Source organism: Leptospira vanthielii serovar Holland str. Waz Holland = ATCC 700522 (assembly GCF_000332455.1).
GTDB lineage: Bacteria > Spirochaetota > Leptospiria > Leptospirales > Leptospiraceae > Leptospira_A > Leptospira_A vanthielii.
Genome location: NZ_AOGY02000051.1, coordinates 170,764 through 196,807 on the forward strand (window position 1 = coordinate 170,764; position 26,044 = coordinate 196,807).

Annotated in this window: 38 protein-coding genes and 2 tRNA genes; 3 read left to right on the forward strand and 37 right to left on the reverse strand. The window is 41.5% G+C overall.

Features of this window, described 5'->3' with window-relative positions; genetic code table 11:
- Nucleotides 1-44 precede the first annotated feature (44 nt).
- Nucleotides 45-944, forward strand: a complete 900-nt coding sequence (locus tag LEP1GSC199_RS11470) for a hydroxymethylglutaryl-CoA lyase (RefSeq protein ID WP_002982455.1) — start codon at nt 45-47, stop codon at nt 942-944.
- A complete protein-coding gene (locus LEP1GSC199_RS20935; RefSeq protein WP_083901952.1) occupies nt 934-1,830 on the forward strand; it encodes a TIGR02757 family protein in 897 nt (298 codons plus the stop codon). Before LEP1GSC199_RS11470 ends, LEP1GSC199_RS20935 begins: the two co-directional genes overlap by 11 nt.
- Here the strand turns inward: LEP1GSC199_RS20935 and LEP1GSC199_RS11480 are convergent.
- The 4 genes from LEP1GSC199_RS11480 to LEP1GSC199_RS11495 all read right to left on the reverse strand — a co-directional run bounded on the left by LEP1GSC199_RS11480 (nt 1,790) and on the right by LEP1GSC199_RS11495 (nt 4,364).
- Nucleotides 1,790-1,864 (reverse strand) — tRNA-Glu (locus tag LEP1GSC199_RS11480). The two genes, LEP1GSC199_RS20935 and LEP1GSC199_RS11480, sit on opposite strands and share 41 nt — an antisense overlap.
- A gap of 40 nt (nt 1,865-1,904) precedes the next feature.
- Nucleotides 1,905-1,977 (reverse strand) — tRNA-Lys (locus LEP1GSC199_RS11485).
- A 79-nt stretch (nt 1,978-2,056) separates the two neighbouring features.
- Nucleotides 2,057-3,331, reverse strand: coding sequence for an adenylosuccinate synthase (locus LEP1GSC199_RS11490; RefSeq protein ID WP_002982830.1), 1,275 nt, complete (start codon nt 3,329-3,331; stop codon nt 2,057-2,059).
- A gap of 7 nt (nt 3,332-3,338) precedes the next feature.
- Nucleotides 3,339-4,364, reverse strand: a complete 1,026-nt coding sequence (locus LEP1GSC199_RS11495) for an ATP phosphoribosyltransferase regulatory subunit (RefSeq protein WP_002983013.1) — start codon at nt 4,362-4,364, stop codon at nt 3,339-3,341.
- A 122-nt stretch (nt 4,365-4,486) separates the two neighbouring features.
- On the opposite strand from LEP1GSC199_RS11495, the gene LEP1GSC199_RS11500 reads away from it, so the two are divergent.
- On the forward strand, nt 4,487-6,505 hold the full coding sequence (locus LEP1GSC199_RS11500) for a 1-acyl-sn-glycerol-3-phosphate acyltransferase (RefSeq protein ID WP_002983294.1): 2,019 nt from the start codon (nt 4,487-4,489) through the stop codon (nt 6,503-6,505).
- On the opposite strand, the gene LEP1GSC199_RS11505 is transcribed toward LEP1GSC199_RS11500, so the two are convergent.
- From LEP1GSC199_RS11505 to LEP1GSC199_RS11655, 33 genes are all read right to left on the reverse strand, one after another.
- Nucleotides 6,495-8,315, reverse strand: a complete 1,821-nt coding sequence (locus LEP1GSC199_RS11505; RefSeq protein WP_002982388.1) for a PAS domain-containing sensor histidine kinase — start codon at nt 8,313-8,315, stop codon at nt 6,495-6,497. The genes LEP1GSC199_RS11500 and LEP1GSC199_RS11505 overlap by 11 nt on opposite strands.
- Before the next feature lie 105 nt (nt 8,316-8,420).
- Nucleotides 8,421-8,936 (reverse strand): 50S ribosomal protein L17, encoded by a 516-nt coding sequence (rplQ, locus tag LEP1GSC199_RS11510; RefSeq protein WP_039926655.1) that lies wholly within the window; start codon nt 8,934-8,936, stop codon nt 8,421-8,423.
- A gap of 1 nt (nt 8,937) precedes the next feature.
- Nucleotides 8,938-9,915 (reverse strand): DNA-directed RNA polymerase subunit alpha, encoded by a 978-nt coding sequence (locus tag LEP1GSC199_RS11515; protein WP_002974165.1) that lies wholly within the window; start codon nt 9,913-9,915, stop codon nt 8,938-8,940.
- Nucleotides 9,916-9,940: 25 nt separating this feature from the next.
- Entirely contained in the window at nt 9,941-10,573 is a 633-nt protein-coding gene (rpsD, locus tag LEP1GSC199_RS11520) for a 30S ribosomal protein S4 (RefSeq protein WP_002983303.1), read from the reverse strand.
- 9 nt (nt 10,574-10,582) lie between these two features.
- Complete coding sequence (gene rpsK, locus LEP1GSC199_RS11525) at nt 10,583-10,996, reverse strand: 30S ribosomal protein S11 (protein WP_002974369.1); 414 nt, start codon at nt 10,994-10,996, stop codon at nt 10,583-10,585.
- Between the two features lie 11 nt (nt 10,997-11,007).
- Nucleotides 11,008-11,388, reverse strand: a complete 381-nt coding sequence (rpsM, locus tag LEP1GSC199_RS11530; protein ID WP_002982948.1) for a 30S ribosomal protein S13 — start codon at nt 11,386-11,388, stop codon at nt 11,008-11,010.
- 6 nt (nt 11,389-11,394) lie between these two features.
- Complete coding sequence (rpmJ, locus tag LEP1GSC199_RS20940) at nt 11,395-11,508, reverse strand: 50S ribosomal protein L36 (protein WP_002983148.1); 114 nt, start codon at nt 11,506-11,508, stop codon at nt 11,395-11,397.
- A gap of 9 nt (nt 11,509-11,517) precedes the next feature.
- Complete coding sequence (gene infA, locus LEP1GSC199_RS11535; RefSeq protein WP_012476295.1) at nt 11,518-11,736, reverse strand: translation initiation factor IF-1; 219 nt, start codon at nt 11,734-11,736, stop codon at nt 11,518-11,520.
- A 13-nt stretch (nt 11,737-11,749) separates the two neighbouring features.
- Nucleotides 11,750-12,310, reverse strand: a complete 561-nt coding sequence (locus LEP1GSC199_RS11540; RefSeq protein WP_002983181.1) for an adenylate kinase — start codon at nt 12,308-12,310, stop codon at nt 11,750-11,752.
- 3 nt (nt 12,311-12,313) lie between these two features.
- Nucleotides 12,314-13,693 (reverse strand): preprotein translocase subunit SecY, encoded by a 1,380-nt coding sequence (secY, locus tag LEP1GSC199_RS11545; RefSeq protein WP_002974039.1) that lies wholly within the window; start codon nt 13,691-13,693, stop codon nt 12,314-12,316.
- Nucleotides 13,694-13,696: 3 nt separating this feature from the next.
- Entirely contained in the window at nt 13,697-14,233 is a 537-nt protein-coding gene (gene rplO, locus LEP1GSC199_RS11550) for a 50S ribosomal protein L15 (RefSeq protein ID WP_002982732.1), read from the reverse strand.
- A 4-nt stretch (nt 14,234-14,237) separates the two neighbouring features.
- A complete protein-coding gene (gene rpmD / locus LEP1GSC199_RS11555; protein ID WP_002982965.1) occupies nt 14,238-14,417 on the reverse strand; it encodes a 50S ribosomal protein L30 in 180 nt (59 codons plus the stop codon).
- 14 nt (nt 14,418-14,431) lie between these two features.
- The gene (rpsE, locus tag LEP1GSC199_RS11560) at nt 14,432-14,935 is read right to left on the reverse strand and encodes a 30S ribosomal protein S5 (RefSeq protein ID WP_002973816.1); all 504 of its coding nucleotides are present in this window, start codon (nt 14,933-14,935) and stop codon (nt 14,432-14,434) included.
- Between the two features lie 3 nt (nt 14,936-14,938).
- Nucleotides 14,939-15,307: a 50S ribosomal protein L18 gene (rplR, locus tag LEP1GSC199_RS11565; RefSeq protein WP_039926661.1), complete on the reverse strand. Its 369-nt coding sequence runs from the start codon at nt 15,305-15,307 to the stop codon at nt 14,939-14,941.
- A gap of 6 nt (nt 15,308-15,313) precedes the next feature.
- Complete coding sequence (gene rplF, locus LEP1GSC199_RS11570) at nt 15,314-15,853, reverse strand: 50S ribosomal protein L6 (protein WP_002982285.1); 540 nt, start codon at nt 15,851-15,853, stop codon at nt 15,314-15,316.
- 14 nt (nt 15,854-15,867) lie between these two features.
- Nucleotides 15,868-16,266: a 30S ribosomal protein S8 gene (gene rpsH / locus LEP1GSC199_RS11575; RefSeq protein WP_002982987.1), complete on the reverse strand. Its 399-nt coding sequence runs from the start codon at nt 16,264-16,266 to the stop codon at nt 15,868-15,870.
- Between the two features lie 17 nt (nt 16,267-16,283).
- A complete protein-coding gene (locus LEP1GSC199_RS20945) occupies nt 16,284-16,469 on the reverse strand; it encodes a type Z 30S ribosomal protein S14 (protein WP_012476296.1) in 186 nt (61 codons plus the stop codon).
- 10 nt (nt 16,470-16,479) lie between these two features.
- Nucleotides 16,480-17,031, reverse strand: a complete 552-nt coding sequence (rplE, locus tag LEP1GSC199_RS11580) for a 50S ribosomal protein L5 (RefSeq protein WP_002982447.1) — start codon at nt 17,029-17,031, stop codon at nt 16,480-16,482.
- Nucleotides 17,032-17,034: 3 nt separating this feature from the next.
- Complete coding sequence (rplX, locus tag LEP1GSC199_RS11585; protein ID WP_002983170.1) at nt 17,035-17,418, reverse strand: 50S ribosomal protein L24; 384 nt, start codon at nt 17,416-17,418, stop codon at nt 17,035-17,037.
- 1 nt (nt 17,419) lies between these two features.
- Nucleotides 17,420-17,812 carry a 50S ribosomal protein L14 gene (rplN, locus tag LEP1GSC199_RS11590; RefSeq protein ID WP_002974152.1) on the reverse strand — a complete coding sequence of 131 codons (393 nt, stop codon included), beginning with the start codon at nt 17,810-17,812 and terminating at the stop codon, nt 17,420-17,422.
- Nucleotides 17,809-18,078: a 30S ribosomal protein S17 gene (gene rpsQ, locus LEP1GSC199_RS11595; protein WP_002982819.1), complete on the reverse strand. Its 270-nt coding sequence runs from the start codon at nt 18,076-18,078 to the stop codon at nt 17,809-17,811. Before rpsQ ends, rplN begins: the two co-directional genes overlap by 4 nt.
- 3 nt (nt 18,079-18,081) lie before the next feature.
- On the reverse strand, nt 18,082-18,354 hold the full coding sequence (gene rpmC / locus LEP1GSC199_RS11600; protein WP_002982886.1) for a 50S ribosomal protein L29: 273 nt from the start codon (nt 18,352-18,354) through the stop codon (nt 18,082-18,084).
- Nucleotides 18,351-18,764: a 50S ribosomal protein L16 gene (gene rplP, locus LEP1GSC199_RS11605; protein ID WP_002974545.1), complete on the reverse strand. Its 414-nt coding sequence runs from the start codon at nt 18,762-18,764 to the stop codon at nt 18,351-18,353. The genes rpmC and rplP overlap by 4 nt, the downstream gene beginning before the upstream one ends.
- Before the next feature lie 22 nt (nt 18,765-18,786).
- A complete protein-coding gene (gene rpsC / locus LEP1GSC199_RS11610; protein WP_015680059.1) occupies nt 18,787-19,467 on the reverse strand; it encodes a 30S ribosomal protein S3 in 681 nt (226 codons plus the stop codon).
- A gap of 3 nt (nt 19,468-19,470) precedes the next feature.
- Nucleotides 19,471-19,821, reverse strand: coding sequence for a 50S ribosomal protein L22 (gene rplV / locus LEP1GSC199_RS11615; RefSeq protein ID WP_002983030.1), 351 nt, complete (start codon nt 19,819-19,821; stop codon nt 19,471-19,473).
- 8 nt (nt 19,822-19,829) lie between these two features.
- Nucleotides 19,830-20,108 (reverse strand): 30S ribosomal protein S19, encoded by a 279-nt coding sequence (rpsS, locus tag LEP1GSC199_RS11620; protein ID WP_002974021.1) that lies wholly within the window; start codon nt 20,106-20,108, stop codon nt 19,830-19,832.
- A gap of 13 nt (nt 20,109-20,121) precedes the next feature.
- Nucleotides 20,122-20,958, reverse strand: a complete 837-nt coding sequence (gene rplB, locus LEP1GSC199_RS11625) for a 50S ribosomal protein L2 (protein WP_002983255.1) — start codon at nt 20,956-20,958, stop codon at nt 20,122-20,124.
- 2 nt (nt 20,959-20,960) lie between these two features.
- Nucleotides 20,961-21,266 carry a 50S ribosomal protein L23 gene (locus LEP1GSC199_RS11630; RefSeq protein WP_002973792.1) on the reverse strand — a complete coding sequence of 102 codons (306 nt, stop codon included), beginning with the start codon at nt 21,264-21,266 and terminating at the stop codon, nt 20,961-20,963.
- A 4-nt stretch (nt 21,267-21,270) separates the two neighbouring features.
- The gene (rplD, locus tag LEP1GSC199_RS11635; RefSeq protein WP_002983252.1) at nt 21,271-21,906 is read right to left on the reverse strand and encodes a 50S ribosomal protein L4; all 636 of its coding nucleotides are present in this window, start codon (nt 21,904-21,906) and stop codon (nt 21,271-21,273) included.
- A gap of 15 nt (nt 21,907-21,921) precedes the next feature.
- Entirely contained in the window at nt 21,922-22,545 is a 624-nt protein-coding gene (gene rplC, locus LEP1GSC199_RS11640) for a 50S ribosomal protein L3 (RefSeq protein ID WP_002983046.1), read from the reverse strand.
- A gap of 11 nt (nt 22,546-22,556) precedes the next feature.
- Nucleotides 22,557-22,865 carry a 30S ribosomal protein S10 gene (gene rpsJ / locus LEP1GSC199_RS11645; RefSeq protein ID WP_002974412.1) on the reverse strand — a complete coding sequence of 103 codons (309 nt, stop codon included), beginning with the start codon at nt 22,863-22,865 and terminating at the stop codon, nt 22,557-22,559.
- A 4-nt stretch (nt 22,866-22,869) separates the two neighbouring features.
- Complete coding sequence (gene tuf, locus LEP1GSC199_RS11650; protein ID WP_002982552.1) at nt 22,870-24,075, reverse strand: elongation factor Tu; 1,206 nt, start codon at nt 24,073-24,075, stop codon at nt 22,870-22,872.
- 49 nt (nt 24,076-24,124) lie between these two features.
- Nucleotides 24,125-26,044, reverse strand: a complete 1,920-nt coding sequence (locus LEP1GSC199_RS11655; RefSeq protein WP_002983276.1) for an elongation factor G-like protein — start codon at nt 26,042-26,044, stop codon at nt 24,125-24,127.

Genomic DNA, 26,044 nt, shown 5'->3' on the forward strand with positions numbered 1-26,044 from the left:
TTCTCATTTCCAAAGGTGAGTCTAAAGAGAAGGAGATTTGGGCATTGGAACAAATTAAAATCACAGAAGTGGGACCAAGAGATGGACTGCAAAACGAAAAAACCATTCTCTCGACTCAGGATAAATTCGAATTCGTATCTCGTCTAGTAGAAACCGGAATCAAAAATATCGAACTCACTTCCTTTGTACGTAAAGATCGAATTCCTCAAATGGGTGATGCCATAGAACTTGCTGGCCTTGTCCTTCCTAAGTTCCAAAACCAAGTTCAATTTTCTTGTCTGACTCCCAATACCAAAGGTTATGAAGGAGCCAAAGAGTCCGGTTTTTCTGAAGTTGCTGTCTTCACCGCCACCTCAGAGACATTTACCAAAAAAAATATCAATATGACAATTCAAGAGAGTTTGGATTTTTTTAAACCCATCTTTACTGCAGCGAAGGCGGATGGAATCAAAGTGCGAGGGTATATCTCGACAGTCATTGCCTGTCCATACGAAGGAAAAATTAAACCAGAACAAACCTTAGAGATCGCAGAACGCCTGCTAGAGGCTGGTGTTTATGAGATTTCATTGGGCGAAACCATCGGAGTGGCTGTTCCCAAAGAAGTAGAAGCACTCTTAGAGGTCCTCTTAAAAAAAATTCCAACAAATCATCTCGCAGGCCACTTTCATGATACCTATGGTATGGCTATCGCCAATATAAAACAATCACTGAGTATGGGGCTTCGAAGTTTTGATAGTTCGGCGGGAGGACTCGGCGGTTGCCCTTATGCCAAAGGGGCTGCAGGAAACGTGGCCACGGAAGATTTAGTCTATTTTCTTCATAAGGAAGGGTATGATACAGGAATTCAATTGGATTCTCTCATCAAAGCAAGCCAGTTTATGGAAGAACGGATTGGAAGAAAACTTACATCCAGAACTTACATTGCGATGAAGAATGCCGATTGATTTTGAACTACTACATTCGAAGTTAGAAGCTCTTAAAAACAACTACCAAAACCTTACCTATCTGGATACAGATCCGATCTGTTTTCCAAAACAATACAATGATCCTTTGGATATAGAAGTAGTCTCCTTGATCTCCTGTCTTTATGCTTATGGGAATGTCAAAAGTATCCAAGGTTTTTTAAAACCTCTATTTGTTCTTCTTGGCCCCTCTCCCTACCAAACCTTGCGGGACTCTGGTAACGAATTCCAATCCGTTCTAAAAGAACTAAAAGTATATCGGTTCCAAACAAAAAAAGACAACCAAACATTCTTCCAAACACTTGCCAGGGTGGTTTCGGAATCAAAAAAGAAATCTCCCCTTTGGGAATCTAAGTTTTTAGACAACGAGGATCGCTTTTTGGAAGAAAGCTCTATCCAAAATTTCCAAAGCTACTGGGAAAAAGAAATTCAGACCACCTTGGGTAAAAAAACTCTCACATACGGCCTACAATTCTTAATTGGTAAGTCCACAGCGAAGTCCCCGAAAAAACGCCTTTCCTTATTTTTACGCTGGATGGTAAGAACTTCTTATCCTGATTTTGGAATTTACCAAAAAATCAAACCCAATCAAATTCCCTTCCCTTTAGATGTACATATCCAAAAGTTAATTCGGATTTTAGGAATCACCACTCGCAAAAGTTTTGGATCGAGTGATGCTTATCTTATCAAAGATTTTTTTCTGCGGCTCAAACCAGACGATCCGTTGTTATACGACTTTTACTTAACTCGAGTGGGAATCATAGAAAAATGCAAAGCAGAGTACCAGAGAGGGGTTTGTGAAAAATGTTACTTGAGGGAAGTTTGTTTGGTAGTGCCACGGGGAATTGAACCCCGATTGCAAGGATGAAAACCTTGTGTCCTAACCATTAGACGATGGCACCGTTTTAGAAGAACTTTCTATGAGTTAGAAAAACTCTTATGTGAGTCGTCGGGGATTCGAACCCCGGACCCATTCCTTAAAAGGGAATTGCTCTACCAGCTGAGCTAACGACTCGTTCTGTAGCCAAGAATATCGAAGGACCTTTCTCGGTCAACAACTACTTAAAAAAAAGATTCAAACCACCTCGTTTTTTTTAATCCATGATGATCGTATGTTCACGATCCGGTCCGGTCGAAACAATACTAATCTTTGTATGTACCAACTCCTGAAGTGACTTGATGTAAGATTGGCAAAGTGGAGGTAACTTAGCAAAGGAATTAATTCCAGCAATATCATCCTTCCAACCCTTGAATTCAGCAAACAACGGTTTGACGTCTTCTAATCCTTGGGATGGAAAAAAATCTAACTTCTTACCTTTGTATTCATAACCTATGACTACAGGAATGGAATCATAATGACTTAAAACATCAATTTTGGTAAGCACTAGAGAATTGATTCCATTCACAGTCACTGCATGTTTGATCATTTGTACATCAAACCAACCGCACCTTCTTGGTCTTCCAGTAGTGGATCCGTATTCTCCACCTAACTTCCGTAGCACGTCCCCAGCTTCGCCTAAAATTTCCGAAGGGAAAGGTCCCTCACCCACACGGGTTGCATAAGCCTTAGTGATACCGATTACATCTTTTAAATACCGAAAACTCACACCAGAACCAGCAAGAGCTCCTCCCGTTGTAGGATTGGAACTAGTTACATAAGGGTAGGTTCCAAAATCAATATCAAGCCCTGTACCTTGTGCCCCTTCCAAAAGAACTCGTTTGCCTTTTTCTAACTCAGAGTTTAAGTAATACACCGTGTTCACAATGTTTTTGCCGATTTTATCCGCAAAATCCAAAAGGAAATCATACATTTCATTGATATTGACTGGTTCTAAATCATAATATTTCACTAGTTCTTGGTTTTTCACTTCCAAGATATGAGTGAGTTTTCTTTTTAGATTTTCTTTATCTAAAAGGTCACCAGCACGAACTCCGTTACGAAGCATTTTGTCTGCGTAACACATTCCAATTCCCTTCTTTGTCGTTCCGATCTTCCTTTCTGGAGAAGAACCTGCTTCTCTTGCTTCATCGATCAAACGATGGTAAGGCAAAAGAATATGGCAAGAATCACTGATAAGCAATTTTTCTTTCACTCGAAACCCATGAGATTCCAAATCAGCACATTCTTTTAGAAAATACTCAGGATCAAGTACCACCCCGTTCCCAATGACACAAGTAGTATTGTCATAAATAATGCCAGAAGGTACGAGATGGAAGATGTACTTCTTTCCACCCACAACCACGGTATGACCGGCGTTTGCGCCACCTTGGTACCGAACAATAATATCTGTATCTTTGGAAAGGTAATCAATTACCTTAGCCTTTCCTTCATCACCCCATTGTGCTCCGACAACTAAATTTGCAGGCATAATTCCCTCATTTAACCTTATTTACTATTTCTTCTATGGAATCTAAATGCAGGGCAAAACCACAGGCATCCTTTTTAATTCCGGTAAAACTTTCATACAATTCATTATAAACACCACCGGCAAACACCGGTTCAGGATCACGGTCCACATATCCTTGAAACATAAAACCTGTATAATAAGAGAGATCACGAACAAGAGAAGGATCCCAAATGCTTGGTGTTCCTTCCATGGACTTTGTCCATTCTCCAAAAAAAGAAATGATGGAATCCAAATCGCCTTTCAGAGTTTCCCATTCCTTTGGATCTAAAATCTTATGAAGTGATTCCTTAAATTTTGGCATATCCGCCACAGGAATTGGTCGCAGAAGAAGTTGGATCATCTCCAAATGGGACTCAGAGGTATTTTCTCTAGCAGCTAGAGAGACAAGTTCCGGAACATTTTTTGTGTATAGAAGTTGGCGTAGAACTTTTGTTTGTTCCTCATTCCAACCTAAAATTTCTAGTATGGATCTGAAAAATGAGGAATGTCCAAATACGATGGTAAACGGAACCGATGGGACAGAACTCGTCCAAAGTTTCTTTAGGATTTGGATTTGTGAAATGATATGTTTGGGATCACTTTTACCTAAAGACTCCACGCCGATTTGCAGAATTTCTCTTCTTGACGCATTTCGTTTTTTGTGGTCACGAATCTTACGTGCAAAGTAAAATACATTTTGGTTCTCTTCCCAATGGGAACGAGCAGCCATTCCCTTTACCACTTGGAGTGTTAAGTCAACTCCTGGAGAGAGTTCATTCCCATCCCAATCTTTGGTAACAAGTAAACTCTCCACTCCATGATCCAAATGAGAGCGAAACGAATTAGAATAATCAAAGGAAGGAAGATTGATTTCAGAATACCCCTCTTTCTCAAAGAGTTCCGAAAATGTTTGTAGTAAAATCCGCCGGTTTTTGCTTTCTTCGGGGCCTAAAAAATGAAATCCATCCGGAATCCATTTTTGTTCCGAGGAAATTGATTTGTTTTTTTGATTCATACCGGGATCTCGATCACCCAAGAAGTCAGTTTAGAGAAATCCTGGATTTACGCAATCAATTGTAAAAATCGAATAGACAAATCGAAAGTTTTCAGTAATTTAATGTCGGTTTAGAGGCATACATGACAGAAAAAGAAGCCACTTTGGGTCGCTGGCATAAAGAATTTTTTGAGAACATCCACCTATTTGTAAAATCGGGTCTTACCGAATCCGAAGCAAAGTCCATTTTAGAAGAGTTTTTAGTTCTTTCACAAGGCACACCGAAACCGAAGGTCATGGATATCTTTCAAGAACCAGAACGTCTGGAAGAAATCGGCGTGTATACGGACATCCGTACCCAACCCCGTGACTTTATGCTGAAGTTTCTCGATCCCATTATGAAGAAATTCAAAGTGGAAGGAATCGAAAACTTAAAACTCTTAGATGGAGTCATAGGAAAGTATCCAGTCACTCTCATATCCAACCATTTAAGCCATTTAGATGCACCAGCCATCTTCACTCTTCTCTACAATTCAGGCCCCGAAGGAAGAAAGATTGCTGAATCTCTAGTCTTTATTGCAGGGCGTTTGGCTTTTGAACCAGACTTCACTCGCCTCGGACTCTATATGTTTGGAACCCTTCTTGTTTGTTCCAAAAAGGATATGGCGGACAACCCATCTCTTTCCGATGTAATGACAAAAATCAATATGCGAGCCTTCCGGAACTCGCAGAAATTACAAGCTGATGGAAAGGTCATTTCTATTTTCCCAGAAGGAACCCGGTCTCGTGACGGTAGGCTTATGCCTTTTGTGGACACAGTGTACCATTATGTTGCCAACAAAGTCATTCTCCCCATCTCTTTGGAGGGAACAGAGAAAATCCTTCCGATAGAAGGATTACTATTTAACCAAGCCGTAGGGAAACTTGTGATCGGAAAACCAGTCCTTGTTGGGGAACTCACAAAAAAGGAAATGTTGAGCTTTCCTTCTCACATTGAACAAATTTCTTTCCCAGGTACTGGAGACAAAAAGCAGTTTATCATCGATAACCTTGCTTTACTTGTGGGTAGCAATTTAAACAAACACAAACATGGAACTTATCGCAACCTCTACAAAGGAGACGTGAGAGAAACAAACCAACTCATTTCATTTCCGAAAAAACCGGAGGAACATGTGGTCATCATTGGATCATCCAATATGTCCGTGGCTTTCGCTTGTGTGATGGCAAATAAAAATGTCAAAGTCACGATCTACAGTCCCGATTCCGAAATGGTAAAACAAAGTAACGAAGAAAGGCGTGATGTGGTCCATTATCCCATTTACAAACTACCACCAAACATCGAATTTTCGGACAAACCAGAAGTTTTGAAATCGGCAACTCTCTTCATCCAAGGAACCAATCCCTGGGAATTTGATAACATCTATTCAAAAATAAGAACTTACCTGCAAAAAAACAAATCCCCCGTGGTCAATGTGATCAAAGGATTTACTGGTTCCAAAAAAGGACTGATTTTGGAAGACCTTCATGAATTGTTACTCATTGAAAGGGACCGGCTTGCTGTAGTTTCCGGTGCCTGTTATCCAGACCAAATTATGGAACGTAAAATTTCTGGATTTGAAATCTCTGCTTTCGAAGACTCTCTCATTCCAAAACTGAAAGAACTTCTTACCAATAACTATGTTTTCACAAGACCTGCCATCAACTCAAGAGACACCAAAGGAGTCCAACTCGGAGGTGCCTTAAAAACCATTTATGCACTTGCGATGGGACTTGTAGAAGGTTATTTCAAACGAGAGTTAGGTGGAAATGTGGATAATACACTCTTTCATTTGAGTAATCGTTTTTTCAACGAAATGGTATCTATCGGAGTTTTACTGGGTGGGGATCCGACTACCTTCAATGGTCTTTCAGGAATGACAGACTTTATGTTGGCATGTTTCGGATCAGATACTAGAGATAGAAAGTATGGGTATGATTTGGCTTATGGCACAAGACCAGAAAAAATCACCAATGGATTTTATGGATTAAAAGTTCTACCAAACCTAATCCAACTAGATGAAAAAAGACATCCCATTGTGACTGCAGCTTACCGAACCGTAATTCAGAATGAGGACTTTGATCTGATTGCGGAAAAATTGCAAATGCAGTTGGCTAGATTTTAGGTAAGGTCACTTGAAACTCCGTGTTGCCGGGTTCCGATTGGAATTGGATCCGGCCACGGTGCCTTTCTTCCACAGATTGTTTTACAATTCCAAGACCAAGTCCCGTTCCTTCTCCTTTCTCTTTTGTTGTATAAAAAGGTTCAAAAATTCTTTTCTGGATGCCGATCGGAATTCCCGGTCCATTGTCCTTTACCAGAACCACAACTTCTTTTTCCAACTCATCCACTTGGATGGTTAAGGATCCCTTAAAAGCCATGGCCTGTAAGGCATTGTAAATGAGATTGGTCCAAATTTGTATCAGTTCATCCGGGTAACCTAAAATGATAGGTTTCGCATTATAGACACGAATGCACTCCACACCTGATTTCATTTTACTTTGATATAGAGTAATCACCGTTTCAATCGTATCTACCAAATTGATTTCCGATTTTGCTTCGTTTCGATCAAAGCGACCATAGTTTTTTAAGCTATATACAATTTTTGAAGTCCGTTCTACCGCCAAACGAATGGATTCAATACTACGTAAAGTATTCAATTCTGATAGAACTAAATCCAAAAGAGGTGATGATTTGAAATGTGGTAAAAAATTTTCATTTTCGAGAATGAAATCGGAAACACCGAGATCAACAATTCGATCTGCTAAATCGTATGCAGATTCAATCTGCAAATTGTTGAAAATACCCTCTAAAGTTTTTTTTGCCTTCCGTGAATCGGAAAAGTTATAAGACTTCGGTTTGACTGTAAATAACTCGATGACCCAGGAAATAATCTCATTGATCTCTTTATCTGAATATTTAGAAAAACATTCTTTAATTTGAAACAAACGAGTGCCAAAATTTCCCATTCGATTGTAGATTTGTTCACTAAAGGCAGCAATGGCTGCGAGTGGATTATTGATTTCATGAGCAACTCCTGCAACTAACTGTCCCAAGGTGGCCATTTTTTCAGAAAGGATCAATTGGTCTTGTGCTTTTTGTAAATCCTCCAAGATCCGATTGAGTTCCTTTGTTCTCTCTTTTACAGCAAATTCGAGAGCCTCTTTATTTTGTTTGGATTCGGTCACATCAATGAGGATGGCTAGAAGTGTAGGTCGACCTTTGGTTTGCAAAATGGTATTTCCAGATACCACATGACGGATTTCTCCAGACTTCGTTCGAATGCTTGCTTCCATTCCGGTACTCCAACCTTTTTTGAGAAGCTCTGACTTTAATCTTTCCCGATCAAATTTAGTAATCCATATATTTAGATCATAAGAAGTGCGTCCTATAATCTCTTCTCTTGTATAACCAATGAGACGGCAATAGGCCTCATTGACATCATCATACACGGCTGTCTCCACATTAGATAGACTAACAGCTGCTGGGTTCAAACGAAAAACACTTTCAAATAATTCTTTGCTGATGACTAGTTCGTTTTGTAAAACGGCAGCGAGGTATTCCTTCTCCTTTAACGAAGTAATATTCTGACCAGCGGAAAGAAGATACTTTCCATTTTCAACAATTCGACCGCTGAATAGAATTGTGACAGTAGCACCTAATTTACTAATGAGAGGAACTTCCAAATTTAGTATGAAACCATCTCTCTTTAAACCCGCCAAGATCGCTTCCCGATCATTTGCATTGGAATAAATCCCTAAATCGAGAGTGGATTTACCAATCACCTCTTCCCTTGTCCGACCAAGCCAGCTACAATAAACATCGTTGGCATCAACATAAAGGCCAGTTTCCATATCGGTCAAAGCCATCCCAATGGGACTGGAACTAAATGCAGTATGCCAAATAGAATCGGATGTAGAAAGGGTGGGAGTCATTCGTTTGGAATGTAGAATCCTAGCGGATATTTAACCGATTGCAATAAAAAAAAGCCTACTCGGATGAGCAGGCTTCTCTTAAAAACTCTAAAAAAGAAAATTGTCTTACTTAGTAGCTACTTTTTCTTTTTTTACTTTTTTAGGTTTTTCTTCCTTTTTTGCAGGTTTTTTTTCTTCGCGTTTTGCTTTTGTTTCCGCTTTTAACTCATCTTGAGTTTTGCGATCCACAAGTTCCAAAATTCCCATTGCTGTATTGTCAGACGGACGGTTCACCAAACGAATGATTCTAGTGTATCCGCCGACTCTTTCTGCATAACGATTGGCGAGATCTTTCAAAAGTTTAGTTACGATTTCTTGGTCACCTAGATGGCTATAAAGATATCGTGTATTGTGCAGGATGGCTGCATTTTTCTTTTGTTCATCAAGATTTGCAAGGTTAACATCTAAATTGCGTTTTGCTCTCGTGATGATTCGTTCTGCATAAGAACGCGCTACTTTCAATTTCGCAACGGAAGATTCAATTCTTTCGTGGCGAAGAAGCGAGATTACCATATTCTGAATCATAGCTTTTCTATGATCTGCGGATCTGTTGAGTTGTTTAACTTTATTACGTTTGTTCATCTTAAAAATCTCTCATACCGAACGAAAGTCCCATTGAAGAAAGTTTTGCTTTCAACTCTTGTAAACTTTGTTCGCTGAAATGTTTTGATTTAGTCATTTCGTCTTCTGATCTCTTAACGAGTTCACCAATGAAGTCAATTTCCAGACTTCGAAGAACGTTAGTAGAACGAACTGATAGTTCCAATTCTTCTACATGTTTAGATAAAGCTGCTTTTAGTTTTTCGTCAGCTTCATCTAATTCTTCTTCTTCTTCTTCAATTTCTTCTTCAAAGTTGATGAATACAGTCAAGTGGTCTTTTAGTATTTTTGCTGCTTGTGCTACTGCGTCTTCTGGAGAAACAGAACCGTCAGTCCAAACTTCCATAGTAAGTTTTTCGTAATCAGAACGTTGTGCAACACGAGTTTCCGATACTTCAAACAATACTTTTTGGATTGGAGAAAAGATAGAATCGATTGGAATTGTTCCCAATACTTCGATATCTTTCTTTTTGTCCTCAGCAGGAACGTAACCACGTCCTCTTTGGATTTCCAAATCCATAATCAAATTTGCGTCCTCATTGAGAGTTGCAATATGAAGGTCTGGATTCATGATTTCAATAGAAGAATCAACAGCGAGATCCGCTGCACGAAAGTAACCTGCACCTTTTAATTCTAAGTGGATTACTTTACTTGCTTCTTTGTCTTCAGGCTCGTATTTGATTCGAACTTGTTTTAAGTTAAGAATGATACGAGTAACGTCTTCAGCTACACCTTCGATATAAGAGAACTCGTGAGAGACTCCTTCAATTCGAATCGCGGAAATTGCAGCACCTTCGATAGAAGACATAAGCGTACGACGAAGGGAGTTACCGATCGTTGTACCAATTCCTCTTTCGAAAGGTTCTGCAACAAACTTACCATAGTTTGGTGTATTCACATCGGTAGTGAATTCGATTTTTTTGGGTCTTTTGAAACCTTTTAATAAATTCTTTGGAGACAATGTCGTATCCTTCTTCTCTAAATTCTTACTTCGAGTACAACTCTACGATTACCTGTTCTTTCACAGGGATATCAATATGATCTCTTGTTGGAAGTGATAACACTTCTCCAGAGAACTTGGTATAATCTACACTTACCCAAGAAGCAGTTCGATTGATTGCTTGAGCGAGTTTGATATTTTCTTCGATAAACGGAGACTTTTGGAATTTCTCACGAATTTCGATTTTATCACCTATGTTCACTCGGTAAGAACAAATATCGACTCGGTGGCCATTCACTAAAATATGTCTGTGTGCAACAAAGTTACGTGCTTGTCTTCTTGTAACGGCAAAACCCATACGATAGAGAACGTTATCCAATCTTCTTTCGAGGAATTGTAGTAAGTTCTCACCAGGAATCCCTGGAGTATGCGTTGCTTCTTCAAAGTATCTACGGAATTGTTTTTCTAAAACTCCGTAAGCACGTTTAACTTTTTGTTTTTCACGAAGCTGAGCTCCGTATTCAGTGATCTTTCCTTTTTTCTTAGGAGGAAGACCTGGTGGGTACTTTCTCTTTTCAAGGGAAGATTTTTCTTTATGTAATGTATGACTATTTTTGAGAAAGAGGTTTAACCCCTCTCTTCTCATCAATTTAACAACTGGACCTCTGTAACGTGCCATATATAATTCCTACACCCTTCTTCTTTTTCGTGGTCGGCACCCATTGTGTGGGAGCGGAGTTACGTCTTTAATGAGTTTGATTGCAAGGCCTTTCGTAGTTAAAGAACGAATGGCAGACTCTCGTCCAATTCCTGGACCTGACACCATTACATCGACTTCGGAAAGACCAGAAGCTTCGATTGCTTTCTCAGCAGCATTGGTAGCAGCAACTTGCGCAGCATAGGGAGTGGATTTTTTAGATCCACGAAAACCCATCATTCCAGAAGAAGACCAAGAAAGAACATTTCCTACCATATCCGTAATAGATACAATTGTATTGTTAAACGAAGCTTGGATATACACCTTACCCCGTGGAACGTTCTTCTTTTCTTTTTTCTTAACCTTTTTGGTATCTTTTTTATTCTTAGCGTCTTTTTCAGCCATGGATGAGTCCTCTATTTACCCGGTGCCTTTTTCTTGTTGGCAACGGTCTTCTTGACACCCTTACGGGTTCTAGCGTTGGTTCTTGTTCTTTGTCCGTTGACTGGAAGTCCTCGTCTGTGGCGAAAACCTCTGTAACAACCAACGTCCATCAATCGTTTGATGTTTAGGTTGACTTCAGAACGAAGATCCCCTTCTACCTGGTATGATTCTTCAATGACTCTACGGATCGCGGCTTCTTGTTCGTCCGAAAGGTCCTTCACCCTGATAGATTCGTCAATTCCTGCTTTTTTCAGGATACTTTGAGAGGATGTCTTACCAATACCAAATACGTATGTAAGACCGATCACAATTCTTTTGTTTGATGGTAAATCAACACCCGCGATACGTGCCATATCTTTCTATCTTTGCCTTTGTTTGTGTTTTGGGTTCGTGCAAATCACTCGGATTACACCTTTTCTGCGAATGACTTTGCATTCTGGACAGATTTTTTTAACTGATGATCTAACTTTCATTATAGTTCCCTATTTCTTTCTGTAAGTGATGCGACCCTTGGTTAAGTCATAAGGAGAAAGTTCTACAGTAACCTTATCGCCGGGTAATATACGGATATAATGCATACGCATTTTTCCCGAAATGTGTGCTAGAACTTTATGACCGTTCTCCAGTTCCACACGGAACATGGCATTCGGTAACGGTTCTAAAACGGTTCCGTCGATGGTGATTGCTTCTTCCTTAGCCAGGGTCTATCTCCTACTAGATCGATTTTAAAATAGTGTTAGTGATTTCTTCCATACTTCCCAAACCATTGATTTGCCGAAGGATCCCAGAGCCTTTATAAAAGTCTATCAGGGGCAACGTCTTGGTGTTGTAAGTATGCAGACGGTTTTTGATGGTCTCTTCGTTGTCATCCGAGCGTCCTTCTTTGATCGCTCTACCTAGCAACCGTTTGACGAGTTCTTCGTCAGGAACGTCTAGGTTGACAACGGAGTCGAGCTCCATGTGAAGCTCTTTGAGGATTTCCGAGAGAGCCTTTGCTTGCTCCACCGTCCTAGGAAATCCATCCAGAATGAATCCATTTGCACAATCAGATTCGACCAAACGGTCGCGAATTATGCCTATAACGACAGCATCTGGAACAAGGTCTCCAGCGTCCATATATTTTTTTGCTTCAATCCCCATTGGGGTTCCGTTTTTTACGGCAGCACGGAGAATGTCTCCAGTTGAGATCTGCGGAATTTGGTATTTCTCTTTGATGATGTCGGCTTGGGTCCCTTTTCCAGCACCTGGGGGTCCCATAAAAATGAGTCTCTTCATTCGTTACACTCTTCCCTTGATTTTAGTCTTCTTCATGAAACCTTCGTAATTTCTCATAAGGAGCTGTGCTTCGATTTGTTTCAAAGTTTCGAGAGCCACACCCACCATAATCAGGAGCGAAGTTCCTCCGAATGTATACACCAAAGTTCCGCCACCGGTGTTCGAACCGAGGTTTAAGAACTTAATGATGAGATACGGAGCCAGAGCAAGACCAGCAAGGAAAAGAGCACCCGGTAGGGTGATTCGATTCAAGATTTTCTCAATCATATCTTTTGTTTGGCTTCCTGGACGAACACCAGGAATAAACCCACCGTATTTTTTTAGGTTATCAGCAAGTTCCTGAGGATTGAACTGAATCGCTGTATAAAAATACGCAAAGAAAATGATTAGAGATGTATAAATCACATAATAAAAGAGGGCATGATACCAAATTTGAGAGAATGGATTAAAATAGTCCATAATCACTGCCCAACCTGCCCACTGACCACCCTTAGACGACAACCACTGAACAATTGTTTGTGGGAAAAGGATAAGGGAGGATGCAAAGATAATTGGCATTACATTGGCACTGTTGACTTTAAAAGGAATGGATTGGCTACGTGCCTGAACCATCTTTCTTCCCACCATTTGTTTTCCGTAATTAAGCGGAACCCGGCGAACCCCTTGGGTTAAAATCACAGTTAAAGAAATAAGAACAATAAAGATGATGATAAGAATGAGAATGCTAAGTGCATCTGAAGTATCTGAAGTAAACATTGCAATGAGTGCTTCTGGCATACGACCAATAATCCCGGCAAAAATAATGAGAGAGATCCCGTTACCAATTCCGCGTTCCGTAATTTGCTCCCCAAGCCAAATGAGAAGTACTGTTCCCGTTGTGATGGATAACATCGCAATCGGTAAAAAGTAACCTTCTACCGATGGATTGATTAACCCCGGATACTTAGCTTGCGCTGTTCCCGATCCAGTAGACCAAGAATTTGCAAGTTGAATTACAGCAAGTGACTGGATCGCACAAAGGATGAGAGTCCCGTATTTAGTATACTGTTGGATCTTTTTTCTACCTTCTTCGCCCTCTTTTTGCATTTTTTGCAAACTAGGAATGAGAACCATAACTAGCTGCATAATGATGGAAGAAGAGATATAAGGCATAATCCCTAGCGCAAATATAGAGAACTTGAGAAGAGCACCACCTGCAAACAAATCCACCATTCCGAGGAAACCTTCACTCGGATCGGCAGTAATGCCCGTTACGATTAAACTGTTGATACCCGGAATGGTAACGTGAGTTCCCATTCTAAAAAGTAACAACATACCGATCGTAAATAGGATTTTAGATCGTAATTCCGGGATTCGAAAGATGTTAGCGATGGTTTGAAACATAGGTTATCTAGTTTTTTTCTCTTCTTTTTTCTTTTCTCTAATGATGACTTTTCCACCAGCTTTTTCAATTTTCTCTTTTGCAGAGGCAGAAAAAGCATCTACCGTAATGGTGATGGCGACTGTCACTTCTCCCGTTCCCAAAAGTTTGATTGGTCCTACTTCAGACTTAATCAAAGACTTAGATTTGAGAATGGCAGGAGTTACTTCCCCAGATAGACCTGCTTTTGTCAAAGAGATCAAGTTAACTGGTTGGAACTCTACCGAGAAAATATTAGTAAAACCACGTTTTGGCAAACGTCTGTGGAGAGGGAGCTGTCCACCTTCGAATCCACGTCTCATCGAAGCTGCACGAGCTCTTTGTCCTTTAGATCCACGAGTGGAGGTTTTCCCCATTCCAGATCCTGGACCTTGACCCACACGTTTCGGAGAGGTTGTTGCACCTTCCGGAACGGGAACCAAGTTTTTGTTTCCTAGAGATGTGGATTTTTTCTGGCGTTTTGCACCAAAACCACGGCCTTGTTCAATTCTGTCTTGAGCCATACAATTATACCTTTTCCACTTTCAACAAGTAACCTACTTGTCGTAACATCCCTTTCAATTGGGGAGTCATTTTGTGTTTTTTGGATTGACCTTTCTTTTTAAGGCCGAGTGCAATTAGAGTTTTTTTGTGTGTCGGAATGATACCAATAGAACTCTTTTCTTGCGTTACAATCACGTCTTCCATAGTCAGATTCCTTCTTATAGATCTTGCCCAAACAAGTGTTTGAGGCTGACACCACGTCGTTTCACCGCCATGGACGGTGTTTCCAACTGCTGTAATGCGTCCATAGTCGCTTTTACAATGTTCATTGGGTTTGAAGAACCCCATGATTTTGTAAGAACATCTTGGATTCCTGCTCTTTCCAAAACGGAACGAACAGAAGCTCCCGCGATGATCCCCGTTCCCGGAGAAGCTGGCTTCAAAATCACTCGTGCGGATTTGAACTGTCCCACAACATCGTGAGGAACGGTATGACCGATATAGTGAATGGATTTTAAATTCTTTTTTGCCGATTCAATGGACTTTCGGATGGCATCTGGAACTTCATTCGCCTTTCCAAATCCAATTCCTACTTTTCCTTTAGAGTCGCCGACGACTGAAAGTGCGTTGAAGGAGAAACGACGTCCCCCCTTCACTACTTTGGCAACTCGGTCGATTTTTACGACCTTCTCAGTAAATTCTTTTGTTTCTTCTTCTAACATCATTTAGAACTCCAATCCACCTTCACGGGCAGAATCAGCAAAAGCGGCGATCCTTCCATGGTAAACCATTCCAGATCGGTCGAGTACCACTTGGGAAACCCCTGCTTTTTTCGCCTTATCAGCGACTACTTTACCGAGTTCGGTTGCAGCCGATTTACTCTTCTTAGAATTTTCATGTTTCGGAAAATCTTTCTCAAGAGTTGTTGCATAAACAAGAGTTACACCCTTCGCATCATCAATGATTTGTGCGGTGAGGTAACGGTTTGTTTTGTTAAAAACCAACCGAGGTCTTTCCGATGTAGAGCGGAGTTTGTATCTGACTCGTTCCGCTCGTCTCAATCTTTTCGTATTTTTAGCTGTCTTGTTGATCATGACGTTCTACTTCTTACCGGTCTTTCCGGCCTTTCTACGGATGTATTCGTTCTGGTATTTGATTCCTTTCCCTTTATAAGGTTCAGGAGGTCTTTTAGAACGAATGTCAGCCGCAACTTGTCCAACCAGTTGTCGGTCAATTCCCGATACTTTGATTTTTAGCTGATCTGCGACATCAATTTTGATACCTGTAGGTTCAGGGAAAACCACTTCGTGAGAGTAACCAAGAGCCATCACGAGATCTTTACCGCGTTTTTGAGCACGATAACCAACTCCTGTGATTTCTAAGTTCTTTTCCCAACCAGTAGTGACACCTTTTACGCAGTTCATCGCAAGAGAACGAACGAGACCGTGGAGAGCCACAGTCTTTTGATCTTCACTTTTTCGAGTAAAAACCAATTCGCCGTTTTCAACATTTGCGCTGACACCTTCGTAAAGCGGAGTTTTTAATTCCCCTAAAGGCCCTTTAATCGTAAGGGCCTCAGCTTCTGCTTTTACTTCTACCTTTTCAGGCAATTTGATAATACTTTTTCCAACTCGAGACATGGTGTTATCGTTCTCTAGAATACCTTACAGAGAACTTCCCCTCCTACTCTGAGTTTACGAGCACGTTTCCCAGTCATCACACCTTTCGAAGTCGAAAGGATGAGTGTTCCAATGTTATTTCGGAACGGTCTGATTTCGCCGGATTGGATGTAAACTCGACGACCTGGAGTAGAAACTCTCTCGATCATACGAATTACCGGTTTCTTTTCCGTGTCGTATTTTAATTTCACTTGGAAGTCATCAAAACTTCCATTTTTTACAGTTTGAATATCATCTACAAAACCTTCTTCTTTGAGAAGATCTAGGATGGATTTTTTGATTTTGCTACCAGGAATCACACAAAGCTCATGTTTAGCTTGTTGTGCGTTTCTGATTCTTGTTAGCATATCTGCGATTGGATCTGAAAGACTCATATCTTACCTTAACCTAATTACCAGGAGGACTTTTTCACACCGGGGATCTGAGCCTTGCTAGCAAGGTCCCGGAAGCAAAGACGACACATATCAAAGCGGCGCAAATAAGCGCGTGATCGACCACAAAGAGGGCAACGATTGTACTCTCTCACTTTGAATTTTTGCTCTTTGGCGTGGCGTTCCATCATTGATTTTTTCGCCATGAATAATCTCCTACTTACCTGCCGCACGGTAAGGCATACCGAAGGCTTGGAATAATTCGAACGCTTCTTTGTCCACTTCCGTGTTCGTTACGAAAGTGATATTGATCCCGTAGATCGTATTGATTTTATCAAAATGAATCTCAGGGAAGATGATCTGTTCTCTTACAGACAGATTGTAATTTCCTCGACCATCGAAACCTTTGGGGTTTACACCACGAAAGTCACGAACCCGTGGAAGAGCCACGTTTATGAATCTGTCAAGGAACTCATACATATGATGACCGCGAAGGGTAACTTTGCAACCAAGCACCATTCCCTCTCTCACTTTGAAACCCGCAATGGACTTCTTAGCGAAAGTTTTTACTGGTCTTTGGCCTGTAATTTGACCAATTTCTAACAAACAAGCTTCCATCGCTTTTGGGTTTGTGTGGGCTTCACCCATACCAACGTTGATTACGATTTTTTCAAGTTTGGGAACTCGCATTACACTTTGAAAGCCGAGTGACTTTTGGAGTGTAGGACGGATTTCCTTCTCGTATTTTGATTTAAGCCTAGGTACCATAACTTATACTTCTTTCCCTTCAGGTCGAGTCACTCGGACGGATTTACCATCCTTCTTGACAAAGCCCAAGCGTACAGCCTTAATTTTCTTCTTTGGCTTCGCCTTGTTCTCTGCCTTTGTGTCGTGAAACATCACATTGGAGATATGGATTGGGAATTCGATTTCGATTGCACCACCCTGAGGGTTCTCTTGGGTTGGTCTTACGAATCTCTTTCGTTTGTTCACACCTTCGATATAAACGCGGTCTTTGCGTTTGTCGATAGCTAGAACTTTCCCTTTTTTCCCTTTTTCTTTTCCCGCAATCACAAGAACTTCATCGTCCTTTTTGATTTTCGTTTTTTTGAATTTAGTGGGCTCAGAGCCTCTATATGCTAATTTAGCTGCCATTCTAGAGAACCTCCGGAGCGAGAGATATAATTTTCATGTATTTTTTATCGCGAAGTTCACGGGCAACAGGTCCGAAGATCCTGGTTCCTTTTGGATTTCCTTTGTCATCAATGATGGCAACGGCATTGTCATCAAAACGAATGTAAGTTCCGTCTGGACGACGAACTTCTTTTTTCGTTCTCACAACAACAGCTCTTTGAACCGCTTTGTTATGCACTTTTTTCCCTTGCCCGTCACGAAGACCGTATGCAGGTTGTGCTTCCTTAACAGCGACGATGATTTCGTCACCAAGCGTTGCGTAGCGTTTTTTGGAACCGCCAAGCACTTTCACGCACATGACTTTTTTCACACCCGAGTTATCGGCTACTTGTAAAATAGTTTCTTGTTGAATCATACTAATTTCGCCTTCTCAATTACCTTTACAAGTTTATGGTGTTTCTGTTTAGAAAGTGGTCTTGTTTCCACAGCGATTACTCGGTCACCAACTTGACACTCGTTCTTCTCATCGTGAATTTTCACTCGAGAAGTTCTGGTCATAATCTTCTTAAACCGTGGGTGCACTTTTCTTGTGATGATCTCGATGACTACAGTTTTATCCATAGAATCGCTCACAACTACACCCTGAATGGTTAAAGACTTTTTAGAGTTTTTATCTTCCATAACCTACTTCTTCTTACCTTTACTAGTTTTGGCAGCTTTGGGAGCTGAACCAGCCTTTGGTGCGATTTGTTTGAGTTTGCCTTTTGCAGTTAGTTCCTTCTCACGAAGGACAGTAAGTGCCTGAGCAATTCTCTTCTTATGATTTCGGATTAGTTTTGGGTTCTCAAGAGATCTTGTAACACCAAACTGGAATCTTGCTTTTCTAACTTCTTCGGAAGAGGAGAGAATTTCTTTCTTCAAATCTTCTGGAGAAAGTGACTTAAAATCGTCTTTCATAGAACGTTCCTCTTAACAAATGAAGTTTCTACTGGCAGTTTGAAAGCTGCCAAATGAAGAGCTTTTCTTGCTGTTTCTTCATCAATACCCGCCATTTCAAAAAGAACGCGGCCCGGACGAATCTCTGCAATCCAGAATTCCGGGTTACCTTTACCTTTACCCATACGAGTTTCGGCAGGTTTTTTAGTGATAGGAAGATGAGGGAAGATACGGATCCACAATTTCCCACCTCGTTTCACTTGGCGGTTGATAGTAATCCTTGCAGCTTCGATTTGTCGCGCTGTGATACGACCGGAAGAAATAGCTTTTAAACCATACTCTCCGAACGCAACGTAAGAACCTCTTTCGTCCTTACCTTTCAAGCGCCCTCTTTGGCGTTTTCTAAATTTTACTCGTTTAGGTGCTAACATTATCGTATCTCTTTAGTACTTCTTAACTCGTTCTACGTTTTACAGCGTATTTGTCTTCATCGGTCTCTTCCTTATTTGTTGGGAAGTAGTCACCTGTATAAGTCCATACCTTCACACCGATCTGACCGAAAGTGGTGAGGGCTTCTTTGAATCCAAAATCAATTTTGGCACGAAGAGTATGAAGAGGAACTCGTCCTTCCATATACTTTTCTGTTCTTGCCATATCAGCTCCGTTCAGTCGTCCGGAGATTTGGATTTTTACACCTTCCACTCCACCGCGCATCGCACGACGAAGTTCCGCTTTCATTACGCGACGAAATGGCATCCTTTGTTCGATTTGAAGTGCTACCGTTTCTGCAATTGCTTGTGCAATGATTTCCGGTTTCTTCACTTCAATGATGTTCATCCCAATCGGTTTATCAGCGAGTTTTTTAAGCTCTTGTTTTACCGCTTCGATGTTTTGGCCTTTTTGACCAATTACCATACCTGGTTTAGAAGTATGAAGATTCACGTTGATTTTTTCAGGGAATCTTTCGATTACGATCTTTACAACAGATGCGTTTTTGAATTTCTTCTGAAGGAATCTACGGATCTTGATATCTTCGTGAAGATTTTTAATGTAATCTTGCTTGGAATACCAAATTGAATCCCAGTTACGTGTGATTCCGATTCGTAGTCCGATTGGATTTACTTTCTGACCCATAGTTTAACTAACCTTCTTTTCGATTTCAGATACTACAACAGTGATGTGGCTGAGGCGTTTACGGATCCTAGAAGCACGACCGCGTGCTCTTGGACGGAAACGTTTCATGATAGGACCGTCATCCACATAGATTTTTTTCACGTAGAGTGAACTTGGATCCAAACTTTCGTTCATTTGGATGGCGTTCGCCACTGCCGAGTTCAAAAGGTTGATGATCATTGAACTTGCTGCTTTATTTGTAAAACGCAAGATATCAATGGCTTCCTTGTAATCGTATCCACGAACTTCATCAGCAACCAGGCGGGCCTTTCTTGCTGAGATTCTTACGTGTTTCGCAACTGCTTTTGCTTCCATCTCTCTACCTATTTCTTCGCTACTTTTTTGTCTCCACCGTGGCCTTTAAAGGTTCTAGTGGGAGCAAACTCACCGAGTTTGTGACCGATCATGTTTTCGTTTACATATACAGGAACAAACGCTTTGCCGTTATGAATCATCACAGTGTGACCGATCATGTCCGGATAAATGGTACTTCTTCTTGACCAAGATTTGAAGGGAGTTTTTTTCCCTTCGGAGTTTAACTTGGTTATTTTTTTCATGAGGTGGTCGTCAATAAACGGACCTTTTTTTAAGCTTCTAGCCATGATTACCTAGACCCTACCTATTCCTGTTTTTCTTACGTCTTTGGACGATAAAACGGTCAGACGGTCTCGTCTTACGTGTTTTAAATCCCTTCGTAGGTTTACCCCAAGGAGTCACTGGGTGACGACCTCCGGAAGTTCTACCTTCACCACCACCGAGTGGGTGGTCCACAGGGTTCATAACGACCCCTCTTACTTTCGGTCTTTTTCCTAACCAACGGTTACGACCCGCTTTACCAATGATGACCAAGTTATGGTCTTTATTGGAAAGCTCTCCGATAGTTGCTAAACACTCTTTACGAACCTTACGGATTTCCGAAGAAGGAAGTTTGAGAGATACATAGTCACCATCTTTTGCGGAGATCACAGCGAAAGATCCTGCTGTGCGAGCGATTTGACCGCCTTTTCCGATATGAAGTTCAATGTTGTGAACATTTGTTCCTGCCGGGATTTTATCTAAAGGAAGTGTATTCCCTAGTTTGATCTCAGCTGCGGGGCCCGATTCAATTTTGTCCCCCACTTTCAGTCCGTTAGGAGCTAAAATGTAACGGTATTCACCATCAGCATAACAAATAAGTGCGATAAACGCAGAACGGTTTGGATCATATTCGATTGTTTTCACAGTCGCAGGAATTCCAAATTTATTACGTTTGAAATCGATGATCCGGAACTTTCTTTTGTTACGTCCACCTTTTCGTCTAACAGCGATACGTCCCTTATTGTCACGACCTGCTTTGTAAGAAACGTTAGCCGTGAGCGGTTTGTAAGGAACCACTTCTGTGATTTCTTTGAAATCTAGAACCGAGTAGAAGCGGCTAGATTGCGTAGTGGGTTTAAGTTTTCTAATTCCCATAATTAAACCTTAGCAAAATCCAAATTTGCTCCGTCAGCAAACGTCACTACAGCTTTTTTGTAATGAGGTCTAGGTGACGGCATGTTTCTAAAACGTTTCATTTTTCCACGGTAAACGGCAACGTTTACAGCAGTCGGAACCACGTTATACATTTGTTTCAGAGCCTGTTTGATCAAAGTTTTGTTCGCATCCGGGTGGACTTTGAACGTATACTTCACAGTTCTTTTTCCCATACGTTCTCCAATTGTTTGAAGGTCTTGCGACTTTTCTGTAACAACTGGTGATAAGATTACATTCTCTAGGTTCACTGTCTTATCCTTTCTTAGAATACTGTGCCTGAAGCTCTTTTAAAGCGCTTTCAGAGATTACTAAATTGTTATTATAGAGGATGTCTCGGCAAACGACTCGTTTGCTGTTCACATATTTGAGGTTCTCTATATTGCGAGTGGATTTTTTGAGGAATTGGTTTTCACCAGCTACTACAAAACCCACGTTACCCTTCTCTGCAATTTCCATATTCTTCAAAATGTTAAAGATGGATTTTGTAGAGTAAGAAGAAGGTTCTACGTCTTCTATGATCGCGATTCTGTTTTCTTCTGCCTTTTTGTTAAGGATGGAGAGAACAGCCTTTTTCTTTACGCTGCGTGACAAGTTAGAGGAATAATCTCTTGGTTTTGGTCCATGAATGATACCACCACCAACGAAATGGGGAGCTCTAATGGAACCTTGTCGTGCGCGACCAGTTCCTTTTTGAGCCCAAGGTTTGATTCCCCCACCGCGAACTTCAGAACGATCCTTAGTAGAATGTGTTCCTTGTCTATTGTTCGCATTTTCAGCTTTTACCGCATCATAGATGGCTCCAAGCGAAATGCCGGTAGCAAAAAGTTCTGCCGGAAGTTCAACTTCGCTTACGAATACGCCTTCTTTATTGTATTTACGCGCTTTCATGTTCTACCTATCTATTTATCCGATTTTTTCTATCGTAACGATACCGCGTTCTCTTCCTGGAACCGGACCGGATACAAAAACCAAGTTGGAGTCTGCATCAATTTTTACTACTTTCAGGTTACGAACAGTGCTCTGTTCAGAACCCATTCTACCACCCATCTTCAAACCCTTGAACACTCGTCCAGGAGTTGTGTTAGAACCAATGGAACCTGGGTGTCTTTGGAATCTGGAACCGTGTCCGGCAGGACCACCGGCAAAACCATGGCGTTTCACAACACCTTGAGTTCCCTTCCCCTTGGAAGTTCCTGTTACCTTCACCGTGTCATTCAAAGCAAACACATCTGCAAGTTTGAGTTCTGCACCCACCGCTACATCTTCAAAACCTTTGAATTCAATCAGAGTTTTTTTCGGAGCAGCAATATTTGCTTTTTTAATGTGTCCCACTTCGGCCTTCGTCATGTGTTTTTCCTTGGCATCACCAAATGCTAGTTGAACGGCTTCATAACCGTCGTTCGCAGATGTTTTTACCTGGGACACAAAACAAGGACCCACGCGTAAAACGGTTACAGTAACCATTTTACCTTCGTTATTGAATATGTGGGCCATGCCCAATTTTTCGCCGATTAAACCTTTAGCCATGGATCCTATCCTTAGGATTTAATATCTACGGAAACTCCAGCAGGGAGTTGAAGCTTCATCAGGGCTTCTACCGTATCTTCATTCGTATTTAAAATATCGATGAGTCTCTTGTGAGTTCTCATTTCAAATTGTTCTCTAGCTTTTTTATTCACGTGCGGAGAACGTAATACCGTGTAGATTTCTTTTTTCGTTGGGAGTGGGATTGGACCGGAGACAGTAGCCCCGGTCCTCTTCGCAGTCGCAACGATCTCAAAGGTTGATTGGTCAATCAACCGATGATCGAAAGCTTTTAACTTAACGCGAATTCTTTGTCCAGCCATTGTATTACTCGACGATCTCCGCAACAACACCAGAACCAATCGTTCTTCCACCCTCACGGATAGCGAACTTCAAACCTTGGTCCATGGCGATCGGGTGGATAAGTTCGATAGACATCGTAACGTTATCTCCCGGCATAACCATCTCCATTCCACCAGGAAGGTTACAAACACCAGTGATGTCTGTAGTTCTGAAATAGAATTGAGGACGGTAGTTGTTAAAGAATGGAGTATGACGTCCACCTTCGTCTTTTGTAAGAACGTAAACTTCCGCTTTGAATTTTCTGTGTGGAGTAATAGTACCCGGTTTCGCAAGAACTTGACCTCTTTCGATGTCTTCTTTTTTAGTTCCGCGAAGAAGAGCACCAATGTTGTCTCCAGCTTCCGCTTGATCGAGTAGTTTACGGAACATTTCAATACCAGTAACAACTGATTTTGTAGTATCACGAATACCAACAATCTCGATCTCGTCGTTGATCTTAAGAACACCTTGCTCTACACGACCAGTTGCAACAGTTCCACGACCAGTGATTGAGAATACGTCCTCAACTGGCATTAGGAAAGGTTTATCAACAATACGTGTAGGGTTCGGAACGTAAGAATCAACTGCTTCCATTAGTTTAATAATGGATTTCATACCTAGGTCAGAATCTTCACCTTCAAGTGCTTTTAATGCAGAACCAGAGATGAAAGGTGTTTTATCACCAGGGAAGTTGTATTTGTTAAGAAGGTCTTTGATTTCCTCTTTAACCATCTCCACCATATCGTCTCTTTCATCAGCAGCGAGCATGTCCGCTTTGTTGAGGTAAACCACGATGTAAGGAACCCCTACTTGACGAGCAAGAAGTATGTGTTCTTTAGTTTGTGGCATAGCACCGTCAGTGGCAGATACTACAAGAATCGCAGCGTCCATCTGAGCAGCACCAGTAATCATGTTTTTTACATAGTCCGCGTGTCCCGGGCAATCTACGTGTGCGTAGTGACGGTTAGGAGTTTCATATTCCTGGTGAGACGTTGCAATAGTAATCCCACGAGCCTTTTCTTCGGGCGCGTTGTCGATTTGGTCGTATGCAATCGCTTTGTTTTTTCCACCCACTAATTTCGCAAGCGTCGTTGTGATCGCTGCTGTTAGTGTTGTTTTACCGTGGTCAACGTGACCAATTGTTCCGATGTTTAAGTGTGGTTTTGAACGGTCAAATTTTTCTTTAGCCATTGTTAGAATCTACTCCTCAATCGTGGTGCAAGACCCGATCCTCGGTTCTTTACTCCTTTAAAACTGCATAAAATTCAGAGGTAAAAGCAGTCCTTTCCCAAGAAATGCCAATCCCTTTGGTCATGTTTCTAAGAGCCCCTGAAAAGCCAAGCAGGTTTTGGGCCGGTGCATTGGCTTTTAAGTGACTCTTCCCTGCCACAGCTTCCCAGATGGATACCACCTTGGCATTTCTGCGGCTTAGATCAGAAAGAACTACACCTAAGTGGTCTGCGTCCACCATCACATCTACTTCCGTGAGGGGTCCGACCAAGTATGTGTTTGATGGAAACAATTCCTTAACACCTGCAAGTATCGCAACTTTCAGTAGCGTTAAAGTGGTTTGCAAATCTCCGTTTGGTATCTCATACGAGAGAATACGCAACCTGAGACCGGCAACTTCCTCTCCGTAAAACCCGTGTAAGCAGGCTTCCTGAAAGGATGTTTCTATCGAATTTTTTACTTCTTCCGGAAGACTTACCTCGAAGGCAATTTGCTTCGAAAAGTCGGCAGTATCTTCCAGGACTGCGATGAGCGCGCCGCTTGACTTTTGGTCTTCAAAGGCACGATGCTCTAGGGCAACCTTATGAGACATTTTTTTTAGAAGCTCTATTTTGGCAATGTTTATCGAACTGAAATTGAGTTTTTTTTCAGTTCTTTCCCGAATTCTGCGGATTCCGATCTCCAAATGCAGTTCCCCTCGCCCAAGGAGTACCAATTGTCCGGTATCTTCCTTGTTTTGGACTTGGTAACCTGGATCTTCCCAAACAAGTTCCTGTAGGCGACATAACCAAAACTCTTTATCATCGGAATGTTCGGGTTCGATGACAATAGAAAAGGGACTCGGAATCCTTTGGGAAAGATTGGTAGCAACGGTATCGTCTTTTTGGGTTCGGAATCGTAAAGCCTGGCCCGGATAGGAAATTAGGCCGGAATTCTCTTTTAATAAAACAAGTTTTCCTTGCTGCAAAGTGGAAATTGGTTCCAAGGTCTCTGGATCCAGAAACGAAAAGCCATTTTCTGCATAAAAAGACGGAATCACAGATGGGCCACTTGTTTTCTTTGCAAGTGCAGTTAACATCGCAATTGTAATATCAACGTTCGGATAGACCACAGAATACCGCCCCAACTCCTCCTCCGTCCTTCTCGAGAGAACAAAAAGAGGAATCCCATCCACTGACAACGGAGCTTTCGGTTCTGTCCAAAGGACGAGGTCTAAAAGCTCCCGAACCCCTTCCCCCGTTTTGGCAGAGCCACCGTAAACAGGATAGAGTTTCCCTTCAGTCGGTCCCGTGCGGAGTCCCATCTTAGAAAAATCAGTCTGGCCTGAGGGGTCACTCCAGGAAGAAATAGTGAGATCATCACTCCAAGCCATCAGTTCTTCTTTTACTGATTTGGGAAAGACACTCGGATCTCTAAGATAATATTCTAATCGTCCAGACGGATCCTTCTGAAACAAAGTGACCGGTGCCCCACCGAGAATTTCCTCCAGGGAGACAAGTGTATCCAGATATTCCTCACCAAACCGGTCTAGTTTATTAATAAAGAAAACCATAGGAACCTTTGCCAAAAGGAGTTCCTCAATCACAAGACGCGCTTGGGACTGGACCACAGATCCTGCTTCTAAAACAACAATGGCAGTTTCCATCGCCGCCAAAAGGTCCGTGACTTGGTTTCTGAAATCGATATGTCCCGGAGTGTCTACAATCTGGAGATGGAAATCACCAAAGGTGGTTTTCCAAAGAATGGTATGGAAGGTGGTCCGAATGGAGATTCCCCTCTCTATCTCTTCCTGCAAATTATCTGATTCTGTGTTTCCATCTTCAATGGAACCCACCGCAGAAATTTTACCCGCCTCGAACAAAATTCGTTCGGTGAGGGTTGTTTTCCCTGAATCGATATGGGCAAATATTCCAACAGTTCGGTAACTCAT